The organism is Paenibacillus sp. FSL K6-2524 (assembly GCF_038005525.1).
Classification (GTDB): domain Bacteria; phylum Bacillota; class Bacilli; order Paenibacillales; family Paenibacillaceae; genus Fontibacillus; species Fontibacillus anaericanus.
In genome coordinates, this window is the sequence record NZ_JBBOSP010000001.1 from 4,503,031 (window position 1) to 4,528,414 (window position 25,384).

Consider the following 25,384-nt stretch of genomic DNA (forward strand, 5'->3'; position numbering starts at 1 on the left):
CTCTTTTTATTTTCGTATACGAGTATTACTGATAACGTTTGTGCCCTACGGCACTTTAGCTCCAAGTCCAGACGGACTTAGACACGCAGAGTTGTGAGCTCAATCCGCCTCTCTCCTTACCTCATCATCTTGCGAACCAAGGGCAAATTCCTGCAGCGTTTTAGTGCTTTGATACATCTTTTTAAATATGGTAATATATATTTAATAAAGACCAAGTGCGCTAACACTTGGTCCATACAATTGGCTTGGATGGTCTATTCCCTTCTGAGTCACTAAGGAATATAAACCCACCTTCTGCTTCCAATCAAAGGGTGGGTTTTTACTTTCTCTTGTTGTTATTATTAATGTATGTTAAAAGAGCAAGAATGAACGTTCCAAAAAGGAACATGATCGTTATCGCATCTTCTACTTCCATGGCCTCACCTCCTTTCGAAGGGAAACCATACCCACCCAAGATTCAATTGTAGTTATATTTTACCTTTATTTACATCTGCGTACAAGTGTTCTTATATTGACTTTGAACTTGTGTTTTGTAAAATATGGTATTTATACAAATCGAAGTCCTTTCAGATAACATTGTTGTATGCACGAAACGCCCCAGCAACTAAGTGGTGGTAGTCACTATTTTGTTAAATGCTTAATTATCAAGTGATCAATCCTAGTAAGGGTCTTGAAAATCACTAGCCTTCCATTTGTTCAAATTCTTCTTTCGTCATGCCTAAGAGAATTTCATCGTGATATCGGCCGTTGGAATAAATGATTTGTCGGCGAACGCCTTCATGAACACAGCCCAATTTCTTCATCATCGCAGCCGAGGCAACGTTTCCTTCAAGAACGGAGACATTAAACTTATTCAGTCTACGTTCGAAATAGGCGTATCTTAATAGAATTCTCATAGCTCTGGTGCCATAACCTTTACCCCGGTGATCCCAATTGACCTGTATTCCAATGCCAAAGGTTCCGTTTCTCTCGTCAATGCCGCAAAGATTAATTCCACCCAGACTTTCGCCATTCAAAGTTTCAATGGTAAACATGATTCTCTCGTTATTCTTGGAAAAATCCGCATATTCTTCTGCAAAACTTTTGGCTTCAGCGATCGTGGGAGGCAATTCCACTACATAATCAAGTAACCTACGTGCAGGTGTATCAAAACGATTGTTATAATGTTCTTCCCAGTCCTCGGGTTGCATAGCCCTCAAACGAACTACCTCGTCCTGCCAGAAATAATTATCGAGTATAATATCCTTCATGGAAATCCCTCCAGTTATACTTATTTGTTGCTAGACCATTGAATAACCACCTATTATTCTTGTTAACATAATCAATATAAATTGTGCCGTGAGTATCATCGAAGAAATGAGATAATCTGACTTCATCCCAACGTATAAATGACCTGATTTTTTCCGTATCAATGATTCCCCCCCCCGGTGCCGCAACGGATTCCAATAAGCAAATTCATTGCATTCCATTGCTTACATGATCTTAAAGGATAGATTCATCGTCACTTCTCAGCTTACCACTCCTTGCGAGCTAAAGGCGTAGTCCGCAGCGCAGATAAGGCGCTATCGGATGTTAATGCCGTCTTTAATACAACAAACCACTTGTTCTTTCAAATTGAAATATGCTTTTTTCAACCTCGGTAACTTAAGTCACGCTTTCTTCAATGAAAACAGAATATAGATTGTATCAATTTCATGGGACTCTTCCAGAACCCACGAGGTTTGGGTTAATATTCGCTGCAAACCCTCCAGCCCAAGATATCGGATTTGCACGCCAATAAACTCTGTAAATCCCAGGTATCCCGGATTTACATGCGACCGATCGAAAATTAAGGAACCCGTGACCCGGGCGTCCTCCGAGGAGTTGGTAAAGAAATAGTTTAAATTTTCAATGATATCTGAATCCGAACCGTACTCAAAAAGCCCACCTTCCGATGAACAGAGCTGAATCCAGCCGGATCGTTCCAAGCTCATCTTTAGTATTGCCTCCGATTGGCTCCAGTCATAATGAATGATATTGACGGCAATGTCTAAGCCATAGAAGCGTTCCCCCGGCTGCATCAAAACATCGATGCACCGTTTTGCGAAATTGGGTCCGAAGGTATCGATATCTAAAATGTTTATCTCGATCTTTCGTCCCTTGAGTAATTCTGGGTCCGATTCCTGAATTAGAATCAGGGTGTTGATACTGTCGGTGGCAGCCCCCCCAGCGATATTGAAGAAACAAAGGTTCCGTTCAGGGAATTGTTTGAGCTGGGTCTGCAAAAGCTCCGACTGGCGCCGGCAAAGATCCCTCAGCCTGATCCGAAGTCCCATGAAAGAGGTTTGCTTCACCGCCCACTTGTCCCGGAAACCTAATTTTATCCCCCTGCTTAAGTCGGGGCCAAGTTTGAACAACAAGGTACGCATGCCGCTAAGATAGGAATTATCAACATTAGACATTTTCACAAAGATGTTCCGGATAAAACCCGGCATCTTCTTTAATGATTCAATGCTCCGGACTGACTTGAGGCAGCTCAAATGATACGCCTGTTCATCAATACTTGCGTTGAAAAGGGGATGAGTAATATCCACTATCAGAAATTGAATACCATTCTCGAAAACCGCATAGGGAATTGGCTGATCTTGATTGGCATTCATAATTTTCAACTCCACCTCACTTGAACGATGATTTTAATCTAACTAAAACCCAAAGCGAGCGTAATAGATCTTCCTGGAAGAATTCCGGTTAATCACTTCAGGAATAGAGCATTAATTCCAATACTTCTTGGAACTTCAATTCTTACTTCGTTTGTGCATTCATGAAATGACCCAGCCTTAGATAGCTCTTACGGTATTACGTATATTTAGTTCGTTTCAAAAACGTGAAATCCTTTATCTATGCGGTTTCCACGTTTTTATAAGGATTATGTCTCTTCATTACACTTGTGGAGTGTCAACCGCTTTAAGAGCGTCTTTTGAAAAAGTTATCTACCCTGTCACCAATATTTCATTCAAATCATATACTGTGACGACACCTCAAGCATAGACCATTCGCCCTTCAATGCTGAGTGCTATTAGACCCTCCAGCGAACACCAGCTGGGGGTTCTACCTATGATCTCTCCATTGCGCTATCGTGTCCCGTTAGTGCAACAGTCAATCCATTAGGACATTATTGATATCAATATACAGTTACAATCACCCAATCAAAGGGAGAGCAGCGTTCATAACATAACGTATACTTAAAATTAAGGAGGTGCTTATATGTCCGGTATAGTTGGTGGAGCTTTTACAAACACAGGTACAATCCTTGTATTGTTCATCTTATTAGTAATCGTCTCTTGCGCTTGTATGCGTGGTTTCGGTATCTAATAATGCCGATTAATTACTTTTAGGCCTAAGTCGATAATGTGGAGTGATTAGGCTCTTAAGTGTAGGTAATAGAATTTCCAAACTCTTGGGAATTCAAAAAAATAACCCCACTAGCCTATACCGGTGGGGTTATGTCAGTTAATAAATTATACCCCGAACTATCCGACTTCGTTAGGTTCGATACGATTCCCAATGTTGCCAATAACCCCAGCACAATGTTTACTATCGTCATAATGTCTTGTTGCATGACATACGACAACCTAGCGGCGATAGCCCTGCAGCGTGAATGTTATCTCATCAGATGCCATCACCTCTCCGAACTACATTCATTTATGTCTTTAATAGCTCTTTTTTATTATTATGTGATGCTTTTCATCTGTGCTCATATTCTTTAAAACATTTAATATTCCATCAGCATATAACGGTTTTAATTGAAGTTCTTCAATTGTCTTCCAAGTAAGTTTTATGCCTTCTATTTCATTATGCCATCTTGGGTCAACAAAATTGGAGCCAGTTTGCAACTTGCACTTATAAAGCAGTGTACAGTTATGTATTTCCTTTCCATCTATGATGATTAAGTTTTCGTTAATTACAACAAGACTGCCAATTGTTATAGCTAAATCAAATTCTTCTATAAGTTCTCTAGTAATTGCTTCTAACGTTGTCTCACCAAATTCGACAGTACCACCGGGAAATCTATAAAATGTCTCATCGATATCACATTGTACAAGTACTTTCGAAATGGTTTCATCACAAATGATTCCTTCTGATCTTAATGAGGGTTTAATAGTTCTTCACGCCTTTCTACCCTCACTTTATTTATCTATAAATTTCGTATCCGTTATTTAATCATAGGGGATGCATCTTTTTGAGATAACTATTTAATATAAATCATTTATTTAATATTGCCCTGCAGTTACATTGATATCAAAAGAGTGTCCATCCCTAGTAGTTACATAGACTTTCCAATCTCCAGACAATCCGCTACCATCAGTCATTGAAAATGTTCTTGAAGCGTCTTTTCCTGCACTAACATCAATAAATCCAAAATCTTGTGTGCCTTTAAGAACTTGAAATATCACGGTTCCAGACCTGTCATTATTTTCAACATATACATTTAATGTTTTACCATTTTCCGGAGAAGTTGTGAATGAATTCTCGAATGCACCCTTGCCCGATTGTTGAACACTTATGAATGAAACATTGTAAGCAGATTTACCTAATTCGCTTTCTATTTCTTGCCCATTTTCTTGTGATTCTGTTAAAGGTGTATTTATTCCTTCACTTTCTATTTGTTGTACACTATCAAATTTAACCCCATCTTTGTTGTCACATGATACTAAGGACAAAGATAATAGCAATATCATAGCCAAGTATACTCCAAAAAAATTTTTCATAATTACACCTCCTATTACAAAAAATTTATATCAACAACCCTCTTACGTTTAACTGTCCGTTAGCTGAGTAACCTCTATTTAATAATGGCTTATAGATTTTTATTATGATGTCGCTGATTTCAGATAACATTTGCGTATTCAGGAAACGTCCCAACCTTAAATAACTCTTTTCTTAGGCTGGGTCATTTGTTGTCCGATCTTATTCCATTATTATACATCTGTTGCCCCGAAGCGTGAATACGGTCTTAAGTGATGTCTCCGACTCCTTAAATAACCCTTATTCATTATCTTTCAACTCTTTTTAATCCGCCCACAGTTCTCTACCTCTAACATATAATTTATTGTCATTAAAATTTCTTCAAAAGATTTTTGACCACTAATTATTCTCTTGTTTCGAATTGTCCTTATTTATTCCACTATCTATTTTTCCTAATATTAGGTCGAGTCTATTAATTATACTTTCGTCATTCTTCAATTTTTTCTTTAAAGAAACATCAATACTTATAACTCCTAGAACTACTAAAAACATAAAAATGCAAATTAAGACTACCATCTAAGGCCACCTACCCATCTTTAAGTATTATTTATCTTGCTCTCGGAGATTTCTCCTAACGTTCTTTCATTCACGAACCCTCACCGGCTTAGATAACTCTTATCTTAGTAAGACTTACTTATTATTAGATAATGTTTCTTCTTTACATTCTTAGTAAGTAATATATCAAAGACACCTTCTGGATAAAGAGGTCTTGATTCATGCTCTCTGTGCCATAGATATTCAAATGGATTATGGGTATTTTCTAGTTTGCACCAGTATAGAAGATTAACGTTATGTCTCTTAGCACCATCATATTCAAGTAAACTTTCATTAACTATTGCTAGTTCACCAACATTAACATACAATTCAAATTCTTCAATGAATTATCTCTAGATGGCTTCTGCAGTTGTCTCACCAAATTCAACCCCACCACCTGGAAATCTATAAAAAGATTCTTCAGAATCACATTGAACCAAAAATTTGGTGAAATCATCATTCGAAACAATCCCTTCAGCTCTAACTAGAGGTTTTTTCATGGTATCCTCCTTGATTTCTCATTCTTGAGTTTCAGACGGTTTTCGATAACGTTCAATGCTCTTTAATTGTTCTTCATATACTTTTCTATTAAATTCTAATGGTGCAACCTGTGAGTAGTTCCAAAACCCTCCTTCTGACTCTTCACTTCGATGAGGTTGTTCGAAATCACTCCATATAATATGTTGATCTTTCACTGTTATTTTTACTAATAATGGCCAGCATCCGGGCTCACCACAATTGCATCCTAATATCTGTGTCTTACCGCCATAGTTGAATAGATCATTCTCATTAAGTTCTCCCGAAAAATGTTCACAAATGTCCGTAATAAAATTGATGTTTAAGCCCTCATATCCACCAGCAATATTAGGTTGAAATTGCATTTCAAATCTTTTAATAAATTCAATTAAGTTCTCATCATTAATATAAATATTCAGGATTTCATAATCATCTTCTTGTGAGTGTTCTACTTTAAATTGAATTGATTCCATTAATTCAACTCCAATAATGTTTTGATTGGTTTCGGCGATGTCGAGGTCATCTTCGATTACTACCTCAACAGTCTGCTTTTAGTCATGGATAGTGATTGATGAATAATCAAAAAAGTGATTAAACACTCCTATTGCCTTAATTTCATAAACCTTATTTTCTTCAGAGTACTTTTCCTTTACCTGCATATAAATCCCTGTACTTCTAATATATCTAGAATCCCATTACAGCCACCTCGAAACTACATTCTCAATCATTTTCTGAATATTTGTTAATCCATTCCTTCCCTGTTGACCATTCTTTTATTGGGTTATTGGTTTTCAAAATATCAGTACTCGCTTTTGCCATTATCCATTCTTTTAATCCATTTTCTTCACTACTTTTTAGCTCTACAATTAAATATTTTAGCCCCTTTTCACCTTTACTTATGATGTTTTCGTATTCATTCTGATTTTGATCAATATAATCAATTGGATTACTAGAAAATGCAACTTCCTTGTTATTTATGATCTTACTTAAATTATCCTCTATTTCTCGACCAACATTATCACTTGATTGACAAGCAACTAAACATACTGTTATTAGCAGGAAATTAAGAAGTATCTTCTTCATCACAAAACCTCATCTCAATTCGTAGTCTTAAATCTTTTAATATTCCAGTGCTGTTGTCGTATCTACGAACCCGAGAGGCTTTAGGCACATCACGCCGGGTCCGACGGACTTAGCCTCACAGGGTTGTCAACTGAATATACTTCTCTTCCTACCTCATCTTGCGAACCAAGGGTGAATCCCATAGCGTAGATACGATGTTATCGGATGCAGCCTGATATACTTTCACAACACATCTCTATGTATCCATCTCATTCCAGGCTCGTCTTGTGCACGCTCTTCAAACCCAAACTTCTTATAATATTGAGATTTATTCACAGCAGCAAAGAGCTGAACCATCAAAATATTATTTTCCTTGCATTTCAGTAACAATTTTTTAAGAATGTTAGTGCCAACTCCATTATTCTGATACTCAGGCAAAACGATCAAATCACAGATAAATCCCTGATATACTCCATCTGAAATGATCCTGCCAAATCCAACAACTTTATCATTGTGGAGTGCCGAAACAACAAACCAACTTTTATTCAGCGCTTCTTCGAGTTGCTGACTTCCCTTTTCAACTATCCCCTTCCATCCAGTGCTTTCTACAAGCTGAATATAATCTTCACCTGAAGGAATAAACTCACGAACAACAATGTCAGTGTTTGCATTCATTTCGATCACTCTCCTTGAGTCTATATGTATAAGCCAATCTCTTCGCGGTTGTGCTGAAACACCTCTTCGAAATGCTACTTAGAGACCACGGGGCGAATGTCCCACAACGTGAATACAGTTTTAGGCGAAGAATCTGTCATCTATGAATAACTAAACAATCTTATTACTTAGGAGTAAACTCATTGAAGAATTTAATTATTTTTTTTGAATTATATGTTCTTGCAATATCTAATGGGGAGCTACCCATATTATCTTTTAAACTGAGATTTGCCCCCCTATCCAAGAGATATTTGATCATGTCTGTTGGTTCATCCCCTTGTTTGCCACCTGTCTGAATTGTGCCATCAATAGATAAATCTACTGCTTGATGCAATGCGGTCCATCCGCCTGCAGATTGAAAGTTAACATTCGCCCCACAGTCTAATAGGAATTCAACCATATCATTTCTATCATTCTCTACTGCGTAAATTAGTAAATTCCAACCAGTATCACTTACACAATTTGGATCTACTCCAGATGATAGTAGGGCCTTTGTAGTTTCAATATCTCCAGTTGCTGCAGCTGTGAATATATCAATCGAATTCATCTCATCTTTTCCTCCGTAAGTTATTGTAAGATTGAAACTGCAAATGTTTTATAACTACATATAATTACAAATCTTTCGACTAAACGTCTCTCACATACACAAACCTTCACCGCTTTAAGGAGGATCACGAGGCTGCAATAGCTCTTACCTTAGCCTCCTGGTTTTCCGGCCGCGTCGCGGTTAAGATTCCAGAATCATGCAAAAATAAAGAACATTCCTCATTACAAAAGAAATGCTCTATAAATCCATCTTAGATGCTTAAGTTATTCTTTAATCTCAAGTTATTCTTTCTAAATTAATATTTCACTTTGAGTCCTAACAGCTTGGCAAATCCAATGGCCTGCTCGGTCGATACCGTGCACCCTACCAATGCTTGCATCGGCATGTCGATCCGTTCATAGGTACAGGTACTGATGTCCATTCCCTTGAGTGAGGTATCCGTAAAATCCGCTTCGTTCAAATCACATTCATGAAGCTCTACATCCTTAAACTTGCAACCGTAGAAGTTCGCAGTCTGCATGGAGCAGCCGGTAAATTTCACCTGCTTGATGGAAGCTTCCACCAGATCACTCAGGTTCATTACGCAGTTTTCAAACGTCACGGACCCGAGGTTCGCTTTGGACAAATTGATCCCAATCAATTTGCAATCTTTAAAATGTACGCGGTGAATGATGCCCTTTGTCATCACGGTATTGGACAGATCGCAGTTTTCCAGCACCGTGTCCGTCATATCCATCCGCTCAAACGTAGTATGCGCAAAGGAACAGCCGCGAAACAGCATCTTAGTAAGCGTACACCGTTCCATGACCTCATGCTCAAAATGGGCTCCACTGATCATCCCACTTACCAACTCATGATCCTCATCCTTCAGCAAATCTTCCCAATCTGCCTCTTCTAAAACCGCCGGGAGTTGCGGTGCTATTATTTTCGTTTTTGTCGCCACTCTTATCACCTTCACCTTATATTATAGAGAAATTATCTATAAATCAGCCTTCTCCAATTCATCGTTGCATTCCTTATTCTTATCTTTCCGCTTGCTTCCGCAGCGTCTCTGCCAGCCCTTGCACATCCAGACCATCCACGGCAAAAGCCCGGCGCACCAGTTCTGGAGGGATGAACTCGTCATACTTCCCTAGATATGGAGCCTCCGCGGCATCCAACAGCGCTTCAGCATCCGTAGTAGCGGATAGCTCCGCTTGAATTTCTGCCAGCAACTCCGCTGCACCGGTTTTCCCGGCCACGACCATATAATACGGTTCCATTGGGACAATGGAGCGAAGGCCCATCGATTCGGACAGATTATGCTTCAAAAGACGCTCCAAGGTACGAAACTGCTTACTTCCCGCCCAAGGCAGAATAAATAGTGAATCACCGCCCGCTGGAATCACCGTGCTACCGAGTAGCCCGCTTTCCCGGGCAAGCCTGCGCGCCCGTTCAAGACGGTTCACCGCACCAGGTGCCAGGTAAGGATACAGTGTGTGCTCCTCTAGTACCTGGCGCATTTTCTGCATCACCCTAGAATGAACATCGCCGCCTGCTCCGAGCCAAAGGGTGTCCACTTTACCTTTCGAAGCCTTCACATACACCGATTTATGCTTGCTGTCCACTTCCTCGACCTTCCACAGTTTGCCCGCCAGGGTAAAACAGTAACCCGGCGGCGGTACGGTAGTGATGCTGCCGATCTCTTCGGAACCATTATAAACCGCATGTTCCTCATCATCTTTGAACACGGCATAGAAACGGTAGTTGTTCACCACCTTTTCTCCACCAAGACCAATGATGAGCATACCCTCTTCTGTTTGCTGGATATGGTCGATCTGAAGCAAATACTGCAGTAGTCCCTTATACTCGTCCGGTTCAATCCCGCGAAAAGCTGGCAGCGTCAGCACCGCCCGCGCCAACTCGGCTGGCTCCGCCTCGCCGATGCTTTTGAGGGTGCTCATCGTCTGATGGTAGAGCACCCCGATCGGCTTTTGCCGCAGATCCAGCGGCTCTACCCAACGTTCGCGAATGTACAGCTCGATAACGGCGATCGCCCGCAGCAGCGTCCACGGCATACGGGCCGGCAGTTGCGCCTCCTCATCTTCTTCCTCCGCGCAGAGGAACATCATCTCTGACGCTGCATCGCCCCGGCGGCCGGAGCGGCCAAGCCGCTGCACGAAGCTAGAGCAGCTATACGGTGCCCCAAGCTGAATGACGCGCTCCAGCTCGCCGAGATCGATACCTAGTTCCAGCGTCACCGTCGCCGCGGCAACTGCGGGTCCGGGGCCGGAGCGAAGAGCCGCTTCGGTCTCCTCCCGCAACATCGCAGAAATGCTGCCGTGATGAACGTGGAACACGTCGCGTTCCTCGCGTTTCGCGGCGATTCGGCGTAGCTCCAGCGTGGTCAGTTCGGCGTCAGAGCGGCTATTGGTAAAGACGAGCGCTTTTTTTTGGTGGGTGTGGTCATATATGAAGTAGTGGTAGTTCTGTTTCGCCAGCTCCAAGTGCTCTGCCTCTCGCTCATTACGGGCATCTGGGAACGAAAAATGCTCCACCGACAGCTTCAGCTTCCGTCCACCTTGCGGCGAAACCACTTCCACCGGCTGCGAGGTTCCTGCTCCAATCCACCGGGCCGCCGTATCATAATCGCTCAGCGTCGCTGATAATCCTATCCGCCGGGGCTTACAAGAGGCCATCCGTTCCAGCCTTGTTAGCTGGCTCAGCACCTGAATCCCCCGGTCCGCGCCCATAAAAGCATGCACTTCATCGATCATGATGAATCGCAGATCATGGAACAGGGTTGGAATCGCATTTGGCCGATTCATCAGCAGTCCCTCTAGCGACTCAGGAGTAATCTGCAGAACGCCGCGGGGGCGCTGCATGAGCTTGGTTTTTTCTGTTTGGGAGACATCGCCGTGCCAGTGCCAGACGGGCACCTCTCCCTCCTTCAGCAGCTCGCCAATCCGCTCGAACTGGTCATTGATCAGCGCCTTCAACGGTCCGATGTAGAGAATGCCGACAGATTCCGAAGGACGGTTATACAATTCCGTGAGCGCTGGAAAAAATGCCGCCTCTGTCTTCCCTGACGCCGTACCCGACGCGATAAGCAGATGATGATGCGTGTCTAACAGCACTCGGCATGCTTCGACCTGAGCCTCCCGGAGGGTGTCCCATTGTTTGCGGTAAATATATTCTTGAATGAACGGAGCTAACCGGGAAAAAGCATCATGCCCACTCATAGCTCAAACTCCGCCAAAAAGTCGTCCAGTTCGTCATTTGCTTCATTTTTAGCTCGAGCGCCAGATGCTACATATTCCTGTTCCCGCTCGCCCATCAATTCCTCAAAAGTAAGCTCTGTATGCTGGTGCAGCATGTGTAGAACATCCATAAAGTCCCGAACGACCTCCCGGGTCGTCAATAGTTCTTCAGCTCCAAGCCGGCCCACCGCAGCCTGCATAAAAGCAATCATCTGCGTGTCCGTAATCCGCGCTTCATAACCGAAATGCATAGCATGTATATCCCGTAGCTTTTGCAGCAAAATCAGAATCTCCTCATGCGATAGCATGTCCAGCTTCAGAATCGGCGAAGTATATGTTCGGCGTGTACCGCTGCTATAACGTCCATCCATCAGCCGTGACCGCAGGGCATCATAGCTGAACAACCCTCTGCGCTCATCCTCTACAAACTGCGGCGTACCGCCAAGGTAGATTCCTAGGTACTGGGCTTTTCCCTGCATGGTGTCATTGAACATCGTCAACAGCTTCTCATAGTTACTATGACGCGAGATACTGTTCGTTATTTTATATAGATTTACGCCTTCATCAATAAAAAGCAGTAGTCCCTTATACCCCATTCTCACCGCAAATTCCGCCCACAGTTTCATGTAGTCGTACCAGTTGTCATCATCGATGATAACGCCGACACCAAGCTCCTTGCGGGCTTCCGTCTTGGTGGGAAATTCCCCGCGCAGCCAGCGAAGTGCCGCCGTTTTCCGGTCGTCATCTCCGAGCTTGTAGCCAGACCAGTATGCAGCTAGAACCTTGGCAAAATCAAAGCCGTGCACCATGTTCTGCATCTCATTCGTGACCGCATAAATACGTAGTTCCACCGCTTCATACAGCTGAGGGTCACCGGAATGCAAGCCACGAACTTGCATCTGCTCCTGTTGGAGGGCGCTAATCCATTTTTGCAGCATCGGCTCCAGAGCTCCGCCGTCCGGTCTCGTCCGGGTCGACAAATTCATCATAAGCTCACGATATGTAGCCAATCCTTGTCCCTTCGTCCCAACCAGTCGCCGCTCTGGTGACAGATCTCCATCCGCCACCACAAAATCGCGATCCATCGCGTAATTACGTACCATCTGCAGCAAGAAGCTTTTGCCGCTTCCGTACCGCCCGGTAATCAGGCGAAAAGCCGCCCCACCCTCCGCGATATTATCCATATCCTGCAGGATCGAAGCTACTTCCAGCTTGCGCCCAACCGCGATATGTTCAAGCCCGATCCGCGGCACCACCCCTGCCGTCAGTGAGTTGACCAACGCCGTAGTAAGCCGCTTCGGGATTTGCATCTGTTTCATCGTCATCACCTCTTAGATCATTCTTATCAACTTACCTACCCTTAAGCATATTTTGTAGTTCTGCCTTATACTCTTCTAAAATCTCATCTCCATCGATCAGTAAATCACCGATCCACTCCATGGATAACTCATTAATTTCATCAAGCATCAGCTCAGGCATAGAACCCGTTTGCTCTGCGATGCCTTGACGAACAGTCGCACTCTTCCCCTCTAGCATTGCGGACAGCATGTCCATGTGGCCCGCCGATAACCGGACGAACATCTCTCGCCACTCACTCTGCGAATCCATCCCTTTATCATCTGCAAACACTTCTGCATGTTGTCCAGCTGTATCCAGCATGACCTGCATGGAATCACTAAGTTCACTAGTGATGTCGTTGTATTCCTGCTGTTCCTGCTTCAAGAGATCATCTTTCAACAGTCCCATAGACACTTCCTGCTCATGGCCTGTCAAATCCTGTTCCTCAAAAACCTGCCATCCTCGCTCAAAATCCAGTTCTGCTTGCTGCAGCCCATTAGAGGGTTTAGGTTTGTGAGAGCTTCGGCCCAACTTGGTTTGTGCTTGTGCATATGATTTCGCTTGAGGTGTATGATCTGGAAAGTTTGCAGGTAGTCTTACATCATTGCCCTCTCCTGTGACAAGCGGGAGATCCCCGATTAGCAGCATGTCCCGCACTTCGTCAGATTCCTGACGCAATTTACGTAGCTTGGCAGAATTGATCTTGATCTCGGGAATACGAACCATTGCTTCTCGCTGTTTAAATTCCTTATGGAGGAAACGAGTAATAAGCTGCTCAACCTCCGGCTCGACGCTGATCCCCCTCAGTTTTCCTTTAAAACCCGTAAGCTCCCGCAGCTTGTTCTCCGTGAGTCTAGCCAATTGTGTCAAATAGGAGCGAAGAGGGAGATCATCACTAATCGACAGCGTGGGTACCGTAACCGTACGTCCGTACATCTCATGATCATATATGGCGCTGCGGAACAGAAATCTGCTGGCCCTTTTTTCCCTCGGCTTAAAGCGCTCAATGAGTCTGGCCCCTCTGGTTTTTGCCAAATAACCATCCACCAATACCAGCACTTTCGGTATATAGGCCCGGAGCTCCTTTCGCCCTTGTTCCATGTAAAACCGGCTTTTCTCCACATCATAATCAAGGAGGAGCAACAGCATATCCCAGGATAGTTCCAGCGGCTCGGCCGTGAATCTCCGTCGCCATTCCAGTTCCTTCAGCTCCAGTGACATGTTGCGGGGGAGTTTCTGAAGCGGTTCGGTAAGAGGCATGTCCAGTCCGAACACAAGCGCTAAATCATACAGCCATTCCCGTACATATACATCTAACTTCGGATACCGCTGCCGGTACGCCTGCCAAACCCGGTCCATCAACGCATACCCATGCGCCGGCACATTCCAGCCGATCCCATGAATCAGCTCGTACAGGTACACAAACAGATAAGATAGATCCGTGTCTGGGTATCTTCCTGAACGAACCTCTTCACGCCAGTACAGATACCATCGCAGTTGACCTGGCTGCATTTGTTCATAGGTGGGCCAATAGGTTTGGAAAGGGATAAAGGCCGCGGATTCCACGGTTTCCCGTTCAAGTTCCCGACCTTTCTGCACAAACTGTTGCTCCCGGGAGACATAACGGAAATCCTGCTGCCAATCCAGATTCCTCTCCAAGTTGGCCGGCATGACGACTCTACTTACAGGTTCTTCCTGCTGCCCCTCCTGCCCCCCCAGCTCAATTTCTGCAAACGTAAACTGTCTATCCCGTACCGTCCACCGCTTGTTGTTCTCTATGTGTATGTCGCGTTTGTTCTCTCTATCGTTCATCGTCAATAGACCTCCATCACGACTCCATTATATCACCAAAGCGAAAACTTGTTCGCCTATTTGAATACAATTTTGATTACCATTTTGACAAAAAACATCTGTAATTCGATGGAAACTTCTTCTCGAATTAGCAAATCGCTTATAGCAATAGCTTGTATTTTGCCTAAATACTTGTATTCACGAAAAGACCCAGCCTTAGATAGCTCTTATCTTAAGCTGGGTCGTTTTCCAAGATAGTCAACTTATATTAAATGTTCACAGCCTCAGCCTATAGTACTTTTTATCTATCCTGTTTTACAGGAACAAGCCAATGGCACGGAATACAGTCTTCTCTTGGAGGACTTTGTTCTTCTTCATCAATATAAAACTCTGTGTTCCATGGGCTTGACTGCCAATTTGTTATATAACCAGCTTCTGTTGCTCTCTCCACAGTTTTATTAACATCTTCGCCAAACAAACCTTTAGCACATAGTGTTTGTGCAACGTCTCTATAAACAAAACCTTCCGGTACAGGTGTATCGGCTGGGGTAATGAAACCTACTATATAAGAGAATGTGTCTGTACTAGCATCATAATCACATGTCCATCCACATCCATAATCCATTACATGGGGTAATTTTTTTAGAGTAATCCAATCAATAGAGTTAATTGTTCTTTCCGCTAATGCAGGAGCCGTATTTCCAAGAGCCCCACCACATCTGGATTCTTTACCAATAATACGTGACTTAGGTACAAATAGAATTTCAAACTCTTCTTCAAATGCTTTGATTTCACTAATGCTTCTCATAATATACCTTCCTTCTATGAAATTAAATCCTTAAATTACTCTTATCTTAGCCGGTGCAGGTTGCCTGCTGATTCCACTTCATCGAAATACTTATGCAAACCGAGAGCTTCAGTTCTCATTAAGTTCACTTCTTTTTCCAATTATGTTATCATATTTTTAAAGAAGCCGAGTGTTGCTATCACTCGGCTGAACAATTGGCTCGGATGGGATATCCCTTCTAGAGTCTAGACGGAAAAGAACCCACCTGTGGCGCTAACCTTAGGGTGGGTTTTTACTTTTTCTTGTTGTTATTGCTGATGTATGTTAAAAGTGCAAGGATAAACATTCCGAATAGGAACATAATCGTTATAGCATCTTTTACTTCCATAGTATCACCTCCTTCCGAAGGGATACTATGCCCACCCAAGATGCAATTGTCTTTCACTATCATACCATTATATTCCAATATATTGAAGAACAAACGTTCTGCTTTAGTAAGTCTTATTCCCGTTAATTTCGTCTAACGTTTCCGTGTTCACGAATCCGAGAACCTTAAAGTAGCTTCAGCTGCCAACCGCGACCATGGTCAGGTTCGCAGGTTTGTTCGCCTGAGTCCACTTCACCGAACTGCCTCGGGTGGACCGAGTGCCGTAAGGCCCGCAGCGTGAATATGGTGTTATGCGAAGTTACTACTTCAAAGCGTTACCAAATAATTATTATTTACTTTCCTTTGTTAATACTGCATTACTTAATGACCATCCTGGGAGGTTATCATCACTAATTACAATATCATCCACAATAAAATCTATACGATTATCTTTAAATACAATTCTAGCTTTCCCGCTATTATAGAATCCGTCATCATCAAACTTCACAGAGATTTCGGAATTAACAACTTCTCCTTCAAAATCAATAGATGCGTGAATATATTGTTATCTGATGTCAGCCCTCCCTCGAGCTACTAACTCACTTATTTTGGGGACTTCTTCTTCAGTCATTTTAAAGTTTTCTTGCTTTGATAACGAAGGTTACAGGAAACATCTTCGCTCTTATTACGAAATCATTATTTTCATCGTGCAATTGGATTATTTCATTGTCGGTTTCTTCAATCATTTGTTCAATAACAAAGCCTGCTTTCGCCAACGCATTTATATAGGTTGATAGTTTACGATCAGATAGGGTTAGCGCGCCTTGACAAAAATCAGGAGATACCGAATACCAAGATTCATCGAAATAACACTTGTTAAAAACAAATCTATTATTTTCTTCAACAACACATTTATGTATAGGATGAGACCAACTGAAAATAAATATTCCGTCTTTTTTTAGGTAAGAAGCGATCCGGCAAAAAGTATCCTCAAGGTCGGTGGTCCAACCTATGGCATAAATCGAATAAACAAAGTCAAAATAATCCACGGGTATGCCACATTCTTCTTCCATGGGAGAACAGATCAATTTTGCTGAAAGACCGCACGCCGTCAAATGTTGCGTTGCCTTTTCGATTTGTTTTTCTGATATATCTATACCCCATAGTTCAGATGCTTTGCGGTTCCCCTGATACTGCAAGGATTGACCATTTCCACAGCCTATCTCCAGCATCTTTTTTCCTGAGACATCACCAAAAAGTTGGCATTTTTCTTCTGAGACAAATGCTCCATAAAAAGGAAGCACGATTGCTCCTAAAAAGTCATTTCCTTTTGTATCCCAATAGAAGCTGTTTGTTTCATAAACACTATGCTTGTTCATCCTGATGACCTCCTCTAGTATATATTTTGTTCGCTGCTCATTTGTTTACCTAACATAATCTGGTGTCCATCCAAAGATGTTCACCTCATTACTTAAGTGTCTAAGATTTAGCTGATTTGAGATAACCTTGTTGTATTCACGAATCCCATAGGCTAAAGGCAGCGCAGCTGCCGGGTCGAAGACTTAGCCTCGCAGAGGTTATTCGCCTGATTCTACTTCCCAGTCACTTCAACTTCGAGCGAATCAAGGAGCGTTAGTGACGCAGCGTGAATAAGGTGTTATGCGAAGTTACTGACCTTCTTGAATTGGCTTACGATTGCCCTTGATACCATTTTGGGTCAAATTCCAGTTCTAATAATTCACCTAACTTAATTCCAAATTGAATAAATCCGCTTCCTCTAGCTGTTAATAACGATCTTGTACGACAAGTTCACTACAATAATTCTCCTCATCAAAAATCCCGGTAATTTTTCGTTGTTCATATTCCATTCCAATCGTAAATTTCCGATTCTTTAGCACCCCTGCTTTAGCCAACAAGTAGGGAGAACTCGAAATAGCTGCTACAATTAACTCTTTAGAACTTGTGCATTTCCTTATAAATTCTATAAGGTCGTTATTGCCATAGAGTGTTGTTATATCCATACAACCTGGAAATAAAATACTATCAAGTGTTGAAATATCCGTATTATAAATGGTTCTATCAGGTATGCAAATTAAGTCAGATTCTCCTTGAATGGGTCCGGAGGTTATTCCAATTGTAGTAATCGGATGGTTTCCTTGTTTTAAAATGGATAGTGCAACTGTCAATTCATATTCACTGAACAATGGGTATAAAAGTATACCAGTTGATTTCATTACTTCTCCTCCGATAAGCCAATATAATTATGATTCAGGTCTTTACCAGTAATTACGCATATCGGTTGGCATCCCTGACGTTCAATCAGCTTAAGTGACCGTAGGGAACGGGTCGTCAGACTTAGCTGGTTGAATGTAGGGCCTGAATATCCTTCATTGAAATTCTTCTTAGCGATCAAGGGCGTATGCACGCAGTAGGAATGCGATGTTATCGGATGGCCCTCTCTTCTTCGATATTACTCACAAAATTTTTTATGTAGTTTACCGCATCTTCGAAATCTCTCGCAATATAATCCACTTCTGTATTTGACCATTTATGTCTATATTTATTTAATGCATCCTGTCCAGCACCTGTTAATACTAACACCTTCATACATCCAGCATTATATCCAGCTACAATATCTGACCATCTATCTCCGATCACAATACATCTAGTTAAATCTAGTTTATTCTCTTCTGCTGCTTTGTATAGCATCCATGGATTGGGTTTACGGCAATTACATCCTTCATTATGTTGATGTGGGCAAATGTATACTCCATCAAAGCCAAAACCTATCATTTCATTTCTAAATGATTCCTCTGTGGCTTCACCTTTTGAAATACCAGGTTGATTAGTAAATCCAAAGAGCTTTATCCCCTCTTTTTTCAGCCTATTTAAAGCCTCATGAGTATACGTAAACAATTCAAATGTACCCGGATAAAGTACCTCATCAGTCCCTCCAATTGTTCCATCCCTATCGATAAATACCGCTTCTATTTTATTCTTTTTCATGCATTCACTCCTCTACTGTTTCTTTGATTGAATTTGTTAATATATTTTCAGGGCTTTCCTTGCTATACTAACAAAATAATATCCGTAGAAATTAACTAAATCTATTTAAATTCCAAAACCCTTGCATATGTATCGATGAACCTGTTTAAAACCTAAGCGAAGTGCCAACTTTCTTGATGCTTCATTATCCAGTGAACAGTCCCAATAAGAGCGAAATCCGTTATCAATTATTTCTTCAACTAATAGGGTCGCTAAATACGTTCCCACTCCATTATTTTGATAACGAGCTACAGTTTCCACTCCAATAGCGTGGGTATCCAGTGTCACAAAACTAGAGTAACAAACACCAATGATTTCTGATCCATCAATAGCAGCAAAACCATATCCTTTTTTCTTAAAATCATCTTGCGAAGACCAGAACAAATTAATATTTTCTGTTATTAATTCTGAATTTATCAGATCTTGGTTTTCCCAATCTTCTATCTTAAGATTGATTGTTTTAATCATATTGTTTTTTGATGTATCAGGTTTAATCAACAATTCTAAAACCAATTGTTCAAATTGGTAAAGTTGCCTTGAGGGGAGTATTGCTTCAAAATCCCACTCACTATGATGACCCGATACTTCAAATTGGGTTAGGGAAAGTGCCTTCATTTTTGGCTCAACGCTTTTCGAGATAAAGCCATCCAACGAATGGATAAATGTTTCATTTGTGTGGTCCCCTATGAGATAAAATCCTTGAATCCCTTTACTCCATACTAATGCACTTCTTGGTTGAAGAATTTGATCCACAAATATCCAACCTGGATTATTAAGCTCAATTATTGAAATAACTTCAGGATGCTGATGTCCACCATCAAGTAATAGTTTAACTCTATAGAAATCTTCTTGTGCTAATGCTTGCATAACATCCCCTCCTTGCCATTCCTCTTCGTTAAGTTGCGTTTTGATTCTTTCCCTATTATTTTGACCAAATCGGAGTAGGGCATTTCTAAGTAGAGATCATTAAATTTCAAATAATAGAATAATAGTTATTATTGCTTTCAAGATTTCCCCTCCTGCACAAATTGCGTATAACGTTTATGTATCGACGAACCCGAGAGGCTTTGTGTACGTAAGCATCGGGTCCGACGGACTTAGAGATCTCTGGGTTGTGAACTGAAATCCTCTCTCTTCCCACTTCTCGCGAACCAAGGGCGCAGCCACGCAGCGTAGATACGGTGTTATCTGATGGGGATGAACTCATCGAAATACTCTCTTAATATGTTAATATGTCTTTTTAATGGGGTTTTCAAATTACATTTAGTTCTGTGATACATCTTTTCAATTATGGTAATATATATTTAATAAAGACCAAGTGCGCTAACACTTGGTCAGTACAATTGGCTTGGATGGTATATTCCCTTCTAAGTCGTTCAGGAACGAAAACCCACCCTTGGCTACTAATCTTTGGGTGGGTTTTTACTTTCTCTTGTTGTTATTAATGTATGTTAAAAGAGCAAGGATAAACATCCCAAATAGGAACATAATCGTTATTGTATCTTTTACCTCTATTGCTCACCTCCCTTCGAAGGGAAACCATGCCCACCCAAGATTCTTTGTATTTATATTTTACCTTTATCTCCTTATGCGCACAAGTGTTCCCATATACTTTCAATTTATGTATTTTATGATGTTAATATACATCTTATTAGTCTGCATCCCTTTCTGATAATGTTTCTGTATTCACGAACCCTCACTGACTTAAGCGCATAGATCGGGTCGTCAGACTTAGTCGGCAGGGTTGTCCGCTAATTCTGCTACACCGCAAACACATCTTGCGGACCAAGGCAAATGTCCGATGCGTGCATGCAGTGTTATATCAAGGTTCTGACTTCTTTAAAAAGGCATAAAGTTGATTATTTATTATTTTTCCATTTTCTTTTCTCTGCAACCCAAAATTTTAAAAATATGCTTTGAATAATGAAATGAATAGCTGGCAGAATATATCCAAATTCTAGTTGATACTCCGGAAAAATTTTAAATCCACCCGGTGAACGCGGTTGATACTTAGCGGAAACTATAAAGAGACAACCTGGAATAACACTAAATAAAAACCATATCCATCTTTGTTTCTTATTATCTGTTCTATAAAATAATACTGAATTAATTACTAAAAAAACGAAAGGCACTGCATAAAACATAATAAAAGTTTTTGCTGTATCAGATGTGAAATCACCTACTCTGGTACCTAATAAGAAGATGAAACTAAAATGTGAAATAATTACTAATAAAACACTAAAAAATGGTTTCAAGCTTCTTTCGCACTCCTTCAATTGTCAGGTTCTTTAATTATTATTTCAGAACTATCATATAACGTTATTGTGTTCACGAACCCTCACTGGCCTAAGGGGCGTAAGCCCGGGTCCGACGGACTTAGCCAGTGCAGGGTTCAAGTTCAAATATGCTGACAATTAACTTTTGTGTCCATCTTAACCCCCAGAATAAAGTGCGTTGTTACTGCTTACTTCTTATTCACAATCAAATCGACCTTATTATAAAATATGGGACATTCTTTCATTCACCTTTATAATAACAGCTAGTTAAAACAATTCTAAAAGTCCATCGAAACTATTAATTGCATAATCAAAATTACTAACTTCTCCAAAACCATATTTTGCAAATACGAAAGGAATTCCAGCAAATCTTGCAGCCTTTTGATCTCCTTCAGTATCTCCCACATAAACAGGATTTTTTATGTTATTTCTTTCTATGATTAGTTTTATGTTTTCACCCTTTGAGAGCCCTGTTCTTCCTGGATTCTCAAAGTCTATAAAATACCTATGTAATTTATGATATTTATAAAAAGCCTCTATATATCCCGATTGGCAATTACTTACTATGAATAACTTATATTTTTTTGATAAAACTTTAAGTACCTCCTCTAACTTTCCGTATAACATTCCGCCTTGGTTGGATAGGAAATGACACTCAACATCACAACACTCTTTTAAGATCTTTTGTTGTGTAACCTCATCTAAATAAGGAAAAAGTTTACTCCCAATCTCCTTTACTTGAAGACCCATTATGCCTTGTAAATCTTCCTTTGTTATTTCTTTTTTGATTTCTTTATATCTTTTTAGTACACCATTCCATGCAATCACAACTACATCCGAAGAATCCCACAACGTTCCATCCAAATCAAATATAATGCTATCCATATTTAGAATCCCCTCAACTTCCAATTAATAATTTAAATTTCTTGTAAAATATTCACTTTGATGTGCAGTAATTGCGTATACCGTTGTTGTATTCACGAACCCGAGAGGCTTAAGGCGCGTAGCGCCGGGTCGAAGACTTAGCCTCGCAGGATTTGTCCGGCTGAATATGCTTCCTGGCTTCTTAACTTCGGTCGGACCAAGGGGCGTCAGTTCGCCGCGTGAGTACGGTGTTATATGACGTACCCGACTTCTTCGAGTTACTTTCACACTGCCTAACTGTTTCTATTTTTACTCTATTAATGTATATTTCAGTAAAGTCTTTCTATAAACCGTCACTTACTTATTTGTTACCGAGTTGTTCCGCCAAACCGATTAGAAGTCCTTCAATTCCACGAATGTAGCAGAGCCGATACGAGTCCTCGTACTGAATCACTTCCCCAACGAGCTGAGCACCATACTTACTGAGTCTGGATACCATTTCGTCAATGTCTTGAACTGTAAACATGACGCGTAGATAACCGAGGGAGTTTACAGGAGCAGTCCGGTGATCTGATATAGTAGGTGGGGTGAGAAATCTCGAAAGTTCAAGTCGGCTGTGGCCATCTGGGGTAACCATCGTAGCAATCTCTACGCACTGAGAACCTAGTCCGGTTACGCGACCAGCCCATTCACCTTCAACATTGGCTCGCCCTTCGAGGCTCAAGCCAATCTCCTCGAAGAAAGAGATTGCGTTATCAAGGGATTCTACAACGATGCCGACATTGTCCATTCTTAGTAATTTGTTTTTTGTCATAGTTTTACCTCCTCGTGTACAAATTTACTACCTGATCATCTTCAATATTATTCAAATCAAGAATTATTATATTATTTTAAAAATAATGCTTTGTAACAATTGTTTACAACAATAAGAAGTCATAACATAGGAAGATGTGAAATTGGATTTGCGGGTATGTCATATAAGGTCTTGTATTCACGAAACCCCCAGGCTTAAATGGCTCTTATCTTAGGTTAGGGTGTTTGTTGTCTGTGCTCCTTCCATGATTATACATCTAGACAACCAAGGGGCGTAAGCCCCGTTGCGTGAATATGGTGTTATTTGCAGTACCTGCCTCCTTCGAGTTTTCTAGTAAAATTGGGTCTGTTAATAATTATTGTTGATTAATAATAGTTTAGCTAAAAGGTAGCTATTAATTTACACTAAAAGGGAACATATCTCTGCTCCTTTTTTCAGTAACTAACTATCTAATTCTTCTATTGTCATAAAAATTTTTGAATACACTTCTTCTATATGTTCGTCGGTTTTTTTATCATTATACAAACCGAATCCCCAGCTTTTTAATGTATCATCTTCATTTGATTTAAGAACACCGACAGCATAGCTATTACCTGGAGACCAACCCCAAGTCTCCCCATATTCAATATCCTTTGTAGTAAAAGGTATATGACTTGTAGTTGAAATAAAAAAGAATGGTATTGGTGAATTTGAATAGATATCTGCATATTGGCTTTCTGCTGCTTGATTAAGATTTTCTCTCATAACAAATACAGCATCATAGTCCTCTAAGTCGACTTTATTCAAATCATCAAATGAGATTTTATTGAAGTTAACTTCCTCTTCTCTTACTTGTGGTGGTTCTCCAATAACTGCTATATTTAAAGACTTTCCTTCGTATAAATCAAATTTAGTACTCGTACAAGCTGATAGGACAAATAAAATAATTAAAAATATTAAAATGATATATCGCTTTCTTCTATTCGCCATATGGCACCTCCTATTACCTTAAATAAAATTCATTTTTCATCTTTGAAATACGTCATCAAATGCATAAAATCATACGAACGTTGTTAGCACATCAGTATTGTTTTTCATAACTGTCTCAAGCTTGTAGATTTTAATTTTGTTTAGAAGGTATGTCATATAACGTATCCGTGTTCACGACGTCCCACCACCCTAAAGGAACGAAATGACTGGCCGCGATGCGGTTGGGTAGTCCAGGGTTGTCCCCTGAATTCTCTTCGGCGTAATACTTCTTGGGGACCAAGAGCGCGTTAGCGATCGATGCGTGAATGCGGTGTTATCCGATGCCCCTGACTTCCCCGACATACCCTCAAAGTATTCCTTCAAATTCTGAATTATTTATAAAAATTAATCATTATCTATGGATGTAAATAAAAATTCATATATTGTATATCCAATACTTACTAATAAACCTATACCTAGTAATACAAAGCTTAATATCAAATTGCTTGTTAATAAAGCAATCAGCAATATGAGGTTTGAAATCACCAAAGTAATAATTATTTCTTTTTTTTTAAGTTTCATAATATATTTCATTTCTATATAGAAACCCAAATTTGCCACAATAAATAAGATAAAAAATAATAAATAGTCCATTATTCTTCTCCATATTAATTTAGTTTCTTTTTGGTATTATTATATAGTCTCAATCTCAGGGGTTTCGGATAACGTTCAGGTATTCGCGAAATACCCCAGCCTTAGATAGCCCTTATCTTAGGCTGGGGTGTTTGTTGTCTGAGCTTTCTTCCTAGATTATACATCTGACAACCAAAGGGCGATAGCCCTGCAGCGCGAATACGGTGTTAACTGAAATCAACGACCTCTTTGAACAACTATATCTTCGACCTTGAAATAATCTTTATACCAACTTCATCGAACTTTTAACAAGAGTCTCTTAGGCTATCCTTTATTAGCAAACACTTCAGTAAACATTAGAGCACCCATTTTAAAACCATAGATGAAAACCTCGGTTGAATATATTGAGGAAGATATCCCAAGTAAATCAAATGTTTCTTCAAGAAGTTCCATATCATTTTCTGAAAGCTTCATCTTGAGTTGTTCCTTCGAGTTGGAAATTTTGTTATTTAGAGATCTGTATTCAGGGTTCTTTGGCACAATCACTTCTTCAGGTCTAATTTCTCCAAAATATAATTGCTCCAATATGCTATTCATTCCCTACCTCTCCCTCCAATAAGTTCATTACAGAATATTTTAGCGATTTTATCGCTAAAGATCAATAGCGAATAATTCGCTAAGGTATTCTAGTAATGGAGGTGTTAGGTATGTACGAAAGAATCAGAAGTTTACGTGAGGATAAAGATTTGACGCAGTCACAAATTGCTGCATATCTAAATTGTAGTCAACGAATCTACAGTAATTACGAACGCGGCGAAGTCGATATTCCCACAGTAATACTGATTAAACTTGCCGATTTCCATCAAACCAGTACTGACTATCTTCTAAACAGAACCAACATCAAGAAGGCTTATCCTGTTGATTGAAATAGGTATCTATTTGAATCTTAAATACAACTTTCGTTGATTTCAGTTAACGTTCCCGTATTCACGAACCCGAGAGGCTTAAGGCGCATCAGCGCCGGGTCGAAGACTTAGCCTTGCAGGGTTGATCGCCTGATTCCGCTTCCTGCTTCTTCACTTCTGGCGATTCAAGGGCAGAACGGCCCGCAGCGTGAATGCGGT

Annotated in this window: 32 protein-coding genes; 2 read left to right on the forward strand and 30 right to left on the reverse strand. The window is 40.7% G+C overall.

What is annotated here, in order from left to right; translation table 11 throughout:
• Nucleotides 1-319: 319 nt before the first annotated feature.
• From comI (NST85_RS21005) to NST85_RS21015, 3 genes are all read right to left on the reverse strand, one after another.
• Nucleotides 320-415: a competence inhibitor ComI gene (comI, locus tag NST85_RS21005; protein WP_246054058.1), complete on the reverse strand. Its 96-nt coding sequence runs from the start codon at nucleotides 413-415 to the stop codon at nucleotides 320-322.
• A 265-nt stretch (nucleotides 416-680) separates the two neighbouring features.
• Nucleotides 681-1,250, reverse strand: a complete 570-nt coding sequence (locus NST85_RS21010; RefSeq protein ID WP_341190300.1) for a GNAT family N-acetyltransferase — start codon at nucleotides 1,248-1,250, stop codon at nucleotides 681-683.
• Between the two features lie 399 nt (nucleotides 1,251-1,649).
• Nucleotides 1,650-2,639, reverse strand: a complete 990-nt coding sequence (locus NST85_RS21015; protein WP_341190301.1) for a hypothetical protein — start codon at nucleotides 2,637-2,639, stop codon at nucleotides 1,650-1,652.
• Nucleotides 2,640-3,243: 604 nt separating this feature from the next.
• On the opposite strand from NST85_RS21015, the gene NST85_RS21020 reads away from it, so the two are divergent.
• Nucleotides 3,244-3,351 carry a sporulation protein YjcZ gene (locus NST85_RS21020; protein WP_127192326.1) on the forward strand — a complete coding sequence of 36 codons (108 nt, stop codon included), beginning with the start codon at nucleotides 3,244-3,246 and terminating at the stop codon, nucleotides 3,349-3,351.
• Nucleotides 3,352-3,466: 115 nt separating this feature from the next.
• Here the strand turns inward: NST85_RS21020 and NST85_RS21025 are convergent, their stop codons facing one another.
• The 27 genes from NST85_RS21025 to NST85_RS21155 all read right to left on the reverse strand — a co-directional run bounded on the left by NST85_RS21025 (nucleotide 3,467) and on the right by NST85_RS21155 (nucleotide 24,857).
• Nucleotides 3,467-3,598 carry a hypothetical protein gene (locus NST85_RS21025; RefSeq protein ID WP_281278191.1) on the reverse strand — a complete coding sequence of 44 codons (132 nt, stop codon included), beginning with the start codon at nucleotides 3,596-3,598 and terminating at the stop codon, nucleotides 3,467-3,469.
• 91 nt (nucleotides 3,599-3,689) lie between these two features.
• Nucleotides 3,690-4,139, reverse strand: a complete 450-nt coding sequence (locus NST85_RS21030; RefSeq protein WP_127192341.1) for an NUDIX domain-containing protein — start codon at nucleotides 4,137-4,139, stop codon at nucleotides 3,690-3,692.
• A gap of 111 nt (nucleotides 4,140-4,250) precedes the next feature.
• Nucleotides 4,251-4,748, reverse strand: a complete 498-nt coding sequence (locus tag NST85_RS21035) for a hypothetical protein (protein ID WP_127192325.1) — start codon at nucleotides 4,746-4,748, stop codon at nucleotides 4,251-4,253.
• A gap of 924 nt (nucleotides 4,749-5,672) precedes the next feature.
• Nucleotides 5,673-5,819, reverse strand: coding sequence for a hypothetical protein (locus NST85_RS21040; protein WP_341190302.1), 147 nt, complete (start codon nucleotides 5,817-5,819; stop codon nucleotides 5,673-5,675).
• A gap of 18 nt (nucleotides 5,820-5,837) precedes the next feature.
• On the reverse strand, nucleotides 5,838-6,308 hold the full coding sequence (locus tag NST85_RS21045; protein ID WP_341190303.1) for a hypothetical protein: 471 nt from the start codon (nucleotides 6,306-6,308) through the stop codon (nucleotides 5,838-5,840).
• 247 nt (nucleotides 6,309-6,555) lie between these two features.
• On the reverse strand, nucleotides 6,556-6,918 hold the full coding sequence (locus tag NST85_RS21050; RefSeq protein ID WP_127192323.1) for a hypothetical protein: 363 nt from the start codon (nucleotides 6,916-6,918) through the stop codon (nucleotides 6,556-6,558).
• Nucleotides 6,919-7,140: 222 nt separating this feature from the next.
• Entirely contained in the window at nucleotides 7,141-7,572 is a 432-nt protein-coding gene (locus NST85_RS21055) for a GNAT family N-acetyltransferase (protein WP_341190304.1), read from the reverse strand.
• A gap of 163 nt (nucleotides 7,573-7,735) precedes the next feature.
• On the reverse strand, nucleotides 7,736-8,158 hold the full coding sequence (locus tag NST85_RS21060) for an ankyrin repeat domain-containing protein (RefSeq protein WP_127192321.1): 423 nt from the start codon (nucleotides 8,156-8,158) through the stop codon (nucleotides 7,736-7,738).
• Nucleotides 8,159-8,453: 295 nt separating this feature from the next.
• Entirely contained in the window at nucleotides 8,454-9,101 is a 648-nt protein-coding gene (locus NST85_RS21065) for a pentapeptide repeat-containing protein (protein ID WP_127192320.1), read from the reverse strand.
• Between the two features lie 79 nt (nucleotides 9,102-9,180).
• Nucleotides 9,181-11,379, reverse strand: a complete 2,199-nt coding sequence (locus NST85_RS21070; RefSeq protein ID WP_341190305.1) for a DEAD/DEAH box helicase — start codon at nucleotides 11,377-11,379, stop codon at nucleotides 9,181-9,183.
• Nucleotides 11,376-12,716: an ATP-binding protein gene (locus tag NST85_RS21075; RefSeq protein WP_341190306.1), complete on the reverse strand. Its 1,341-nt coding sequence runs from the start codon at nucleotides 12,714-12,716 to the stop codon at nucleotides 11,376-11,378. The genes NST85_RS21070 and NST85_RS21075 overlap by 4 nt, the downstream gene beginning before the upstream one ends.
• Before the next feature lie 31 nt (nucleotides 12,717-12,747).
• Complete coding sequence (locus NST85_RS21080; RefSeq protein ID WP_341190307.1) at nucleotides 12,748-14,547, reverse strand: TerB N-terminal domain-containing protein; 1,800 nt, start codon at nucleotides 14,545-14,547, stop codon at nucleotides 12,748-12,750.
• A 280-nt stretch (nucleotides 14,548-14,827) separates the two neighbouring features.
• Nucleotides 14,828-15,334 (reverse strand): GyrI-like domain-containing protein, encoded by a 507-nt coding sequence (locus NST85_RS21085; RefSeq protein WP_341190308.1) that lies wholly within the window; start codon nucleotides 15,332-15,334, stop codon nucleotides 14,828-14,830.
• A 271-nt stretch (nucleotides 15,335-15,605) separates the two neighbouring features.
• Nucleotides 15,606-15,701: a competence inhibitor ComI gene (comI, locus tag NST85_RS21090; protein ID WP_246054056.1), complete on the reverse strand. Its 96-nt coding sequence runs from the start codon at nucleotides 15,699-15,701 to the stop codon at nucleotides 15,606-15,608.
• Between the two features lie 328 nt (nucleotides 15,702-16,029).
• On the reverse strand, nucleotides 16,030-16,188 hold the full coding sequence (locus tag NST85_RS21095; protein ID WP_341190309.1) for a hypothetical protein: 159 nt from the start codon (nucleotides 16,186-16,188) through the stop codon (nucleotides 16,030-16,032).
• Nucleotides 16,189-16,312: 124 nt separating this feature from the next.
• Nucleotides 16,313-17,059: a class I SAM-dependent methyltransferase gene (locus tag NST85_RS21100; RefSeq protein WP_341190310.1), complete on the reverse strand. Its 747-nt coding sequence runs from the start codon at nucleotides 17,057-17,059 to the stop codon at nucleotides 16,313-16,315.
• 405 nt (nucleotides 17,060-17,464) lie between these two features.
• Nucleotides 17,465-17,914: a DJ-1/PfpI family protein gene (locus NST85_RS21105; protein ID WP_341190311.1), complete on the reverse strand. Its 450-nt coding sequence runs from the start codon at nucleotides 17,912-17,914 to the stop codon at nucleotides 17,465-17,467.
• Nucleotides 17,914-18,105, reverse strand: coding sequence for a hypothetical protein (locus tag NST85_RS21110; RefSeq protein WP_341190312.1), 192 nt, complete (start codon nucleotides 18,103-18,105; stop codon nucleotides 17,914-17,916). The genes NST85_RS21105 and NST85_RS21110 overlap by 1 nt, the downstream gene beginning before the upstream one ends.
• A gap of 17 nt (nucleotides 18,106-18,122) precedes the next feature.
• On the reverse strand, nucleotides 18,123-18,686 hold the full coding sequence (locus tag NST85_RS21115; protein WP_341190313.1) for an HAD-IIIA family hydrolase: 564 nt from the start codon (nucleotides 18,684-18,686) through the stop codon (nucleotides 18,123-18,125).
• 105 nt (nucleotides 18,687-18,791) lie between these two features.
• Nucleotides 18,792-19,592, reverse strand: a complete 801-nt coding sequence (locus NST85_RS21120) for a GNAT family N-acetyltransferase (RefSeq protein ID WP_341190314.1) — start codon at nucleotides 19,590-19,592, stop codon at nucleotides 18,792-18,794.
• Nucleotides 19,593-20,147: 555 nt separating this feature from the next.
• Complete coding sequence (gene comI / locus NST85_RS21125) at nucleotides 20,148-20,240, reverse strand: competence inhibitor ComI (RefSeq protein ID WP_246054069.1); 93 nt, start codon at nucleotides 20,238-20,240, stop codon at nucleotides 20,148-20,150.
• Between the two features lie 344 nt (nucleotides 20,241-20,584).
• Nucleotides 20,585-20,980, reverse strand: a complete 396-nt coding sequence (locus NST85_RS21130) for a hypothetical protein (RefSeq protein WP_127192311.1) — start codon at nucleotides 20,978-20,980, stop codon at nucleotides 20,585-20,587.
• Between the two features lie 288 nt (nucleotides 20,981-21,268).
• Nucleotides 21,269-21,886: an HAD family hydrolase gene (locus NST85_RS21135; protein ID WP_127192310.1), complete on the reverse strand. Its 618-nt coding sequence runs from the start codon at nucleotides 21,884-21,886 to the stop codon at nucleotides 21,269-21,271.
• Between the two features lie 340 nt (nucleotides 21,887-22,226).
• Nucleotides 22,227-22,679 carry a VOC family protein gene (locus tag NST85_RS21140; protein WP_127192309.1) on the reverse strand — a complete coding sequence of 151 codons (453 nt, stop codon included), beginning with the start codon at nucleotides 22,677-22,679 and terminating at the stop codon, nucleotides 22,227-22,229.
• A 441-nt stretch (nucleotides 22,680-23,120) separates the two neighbouring features.
• Nucleotides 23,121-23,648: a hypothetical protein gene (locus tag NST85_RS21145; protein WP_127192308.1), complete on the reverse strand. Its 528-nt coding sequence runs from the start codon at nucleotides 23,646-23,648 to the stop codon at nucleotides 23,121-23,123.
• Between the two features lie 384 nt (nucleotides 23,649-24,032).
• A complete protein-coding gene (locus NST85_RS21150; RefSeq protein ID WP_127192307.1) occupies nucleotides 24,033-24,281 on the reverse strand; it encodes a hypothetical protein in 249 nt (82 codons plus the stop codon).
• Between the two features lie 303 nt (nucleotides 24,282-24,584).
• Entirely contained in the window at nucleotides 24,585-24,857 is a 273-nt protein-coding gene (locus NST85_RS21155) for a DUF6809 family protein (protein WP_127192306.1), read from the reverse strand.
• Between the two features lie 110 nt (nucleotides 24,858-24,967).
• Between NST85_RS21155 and NST85_RS21160 the strand changes: the two genes are divergently transcribed.
• The gene (locus tag NST85_RS21160) at nucleotides 24,968-25,186 is read left to right on the forward strand and encodes a helix-turn-helix domain-containing protein (protein ID WP_127192305.1); all 219 of its coding nucleotides are present in this window, start codon (nucleotides 24,968-24,970) and stop codon (nucleotides 25,184-25,186) included.
• The last annotated feature ends 198 nt before the right edge of the window (nucleotides 25,187-25,384 follow it).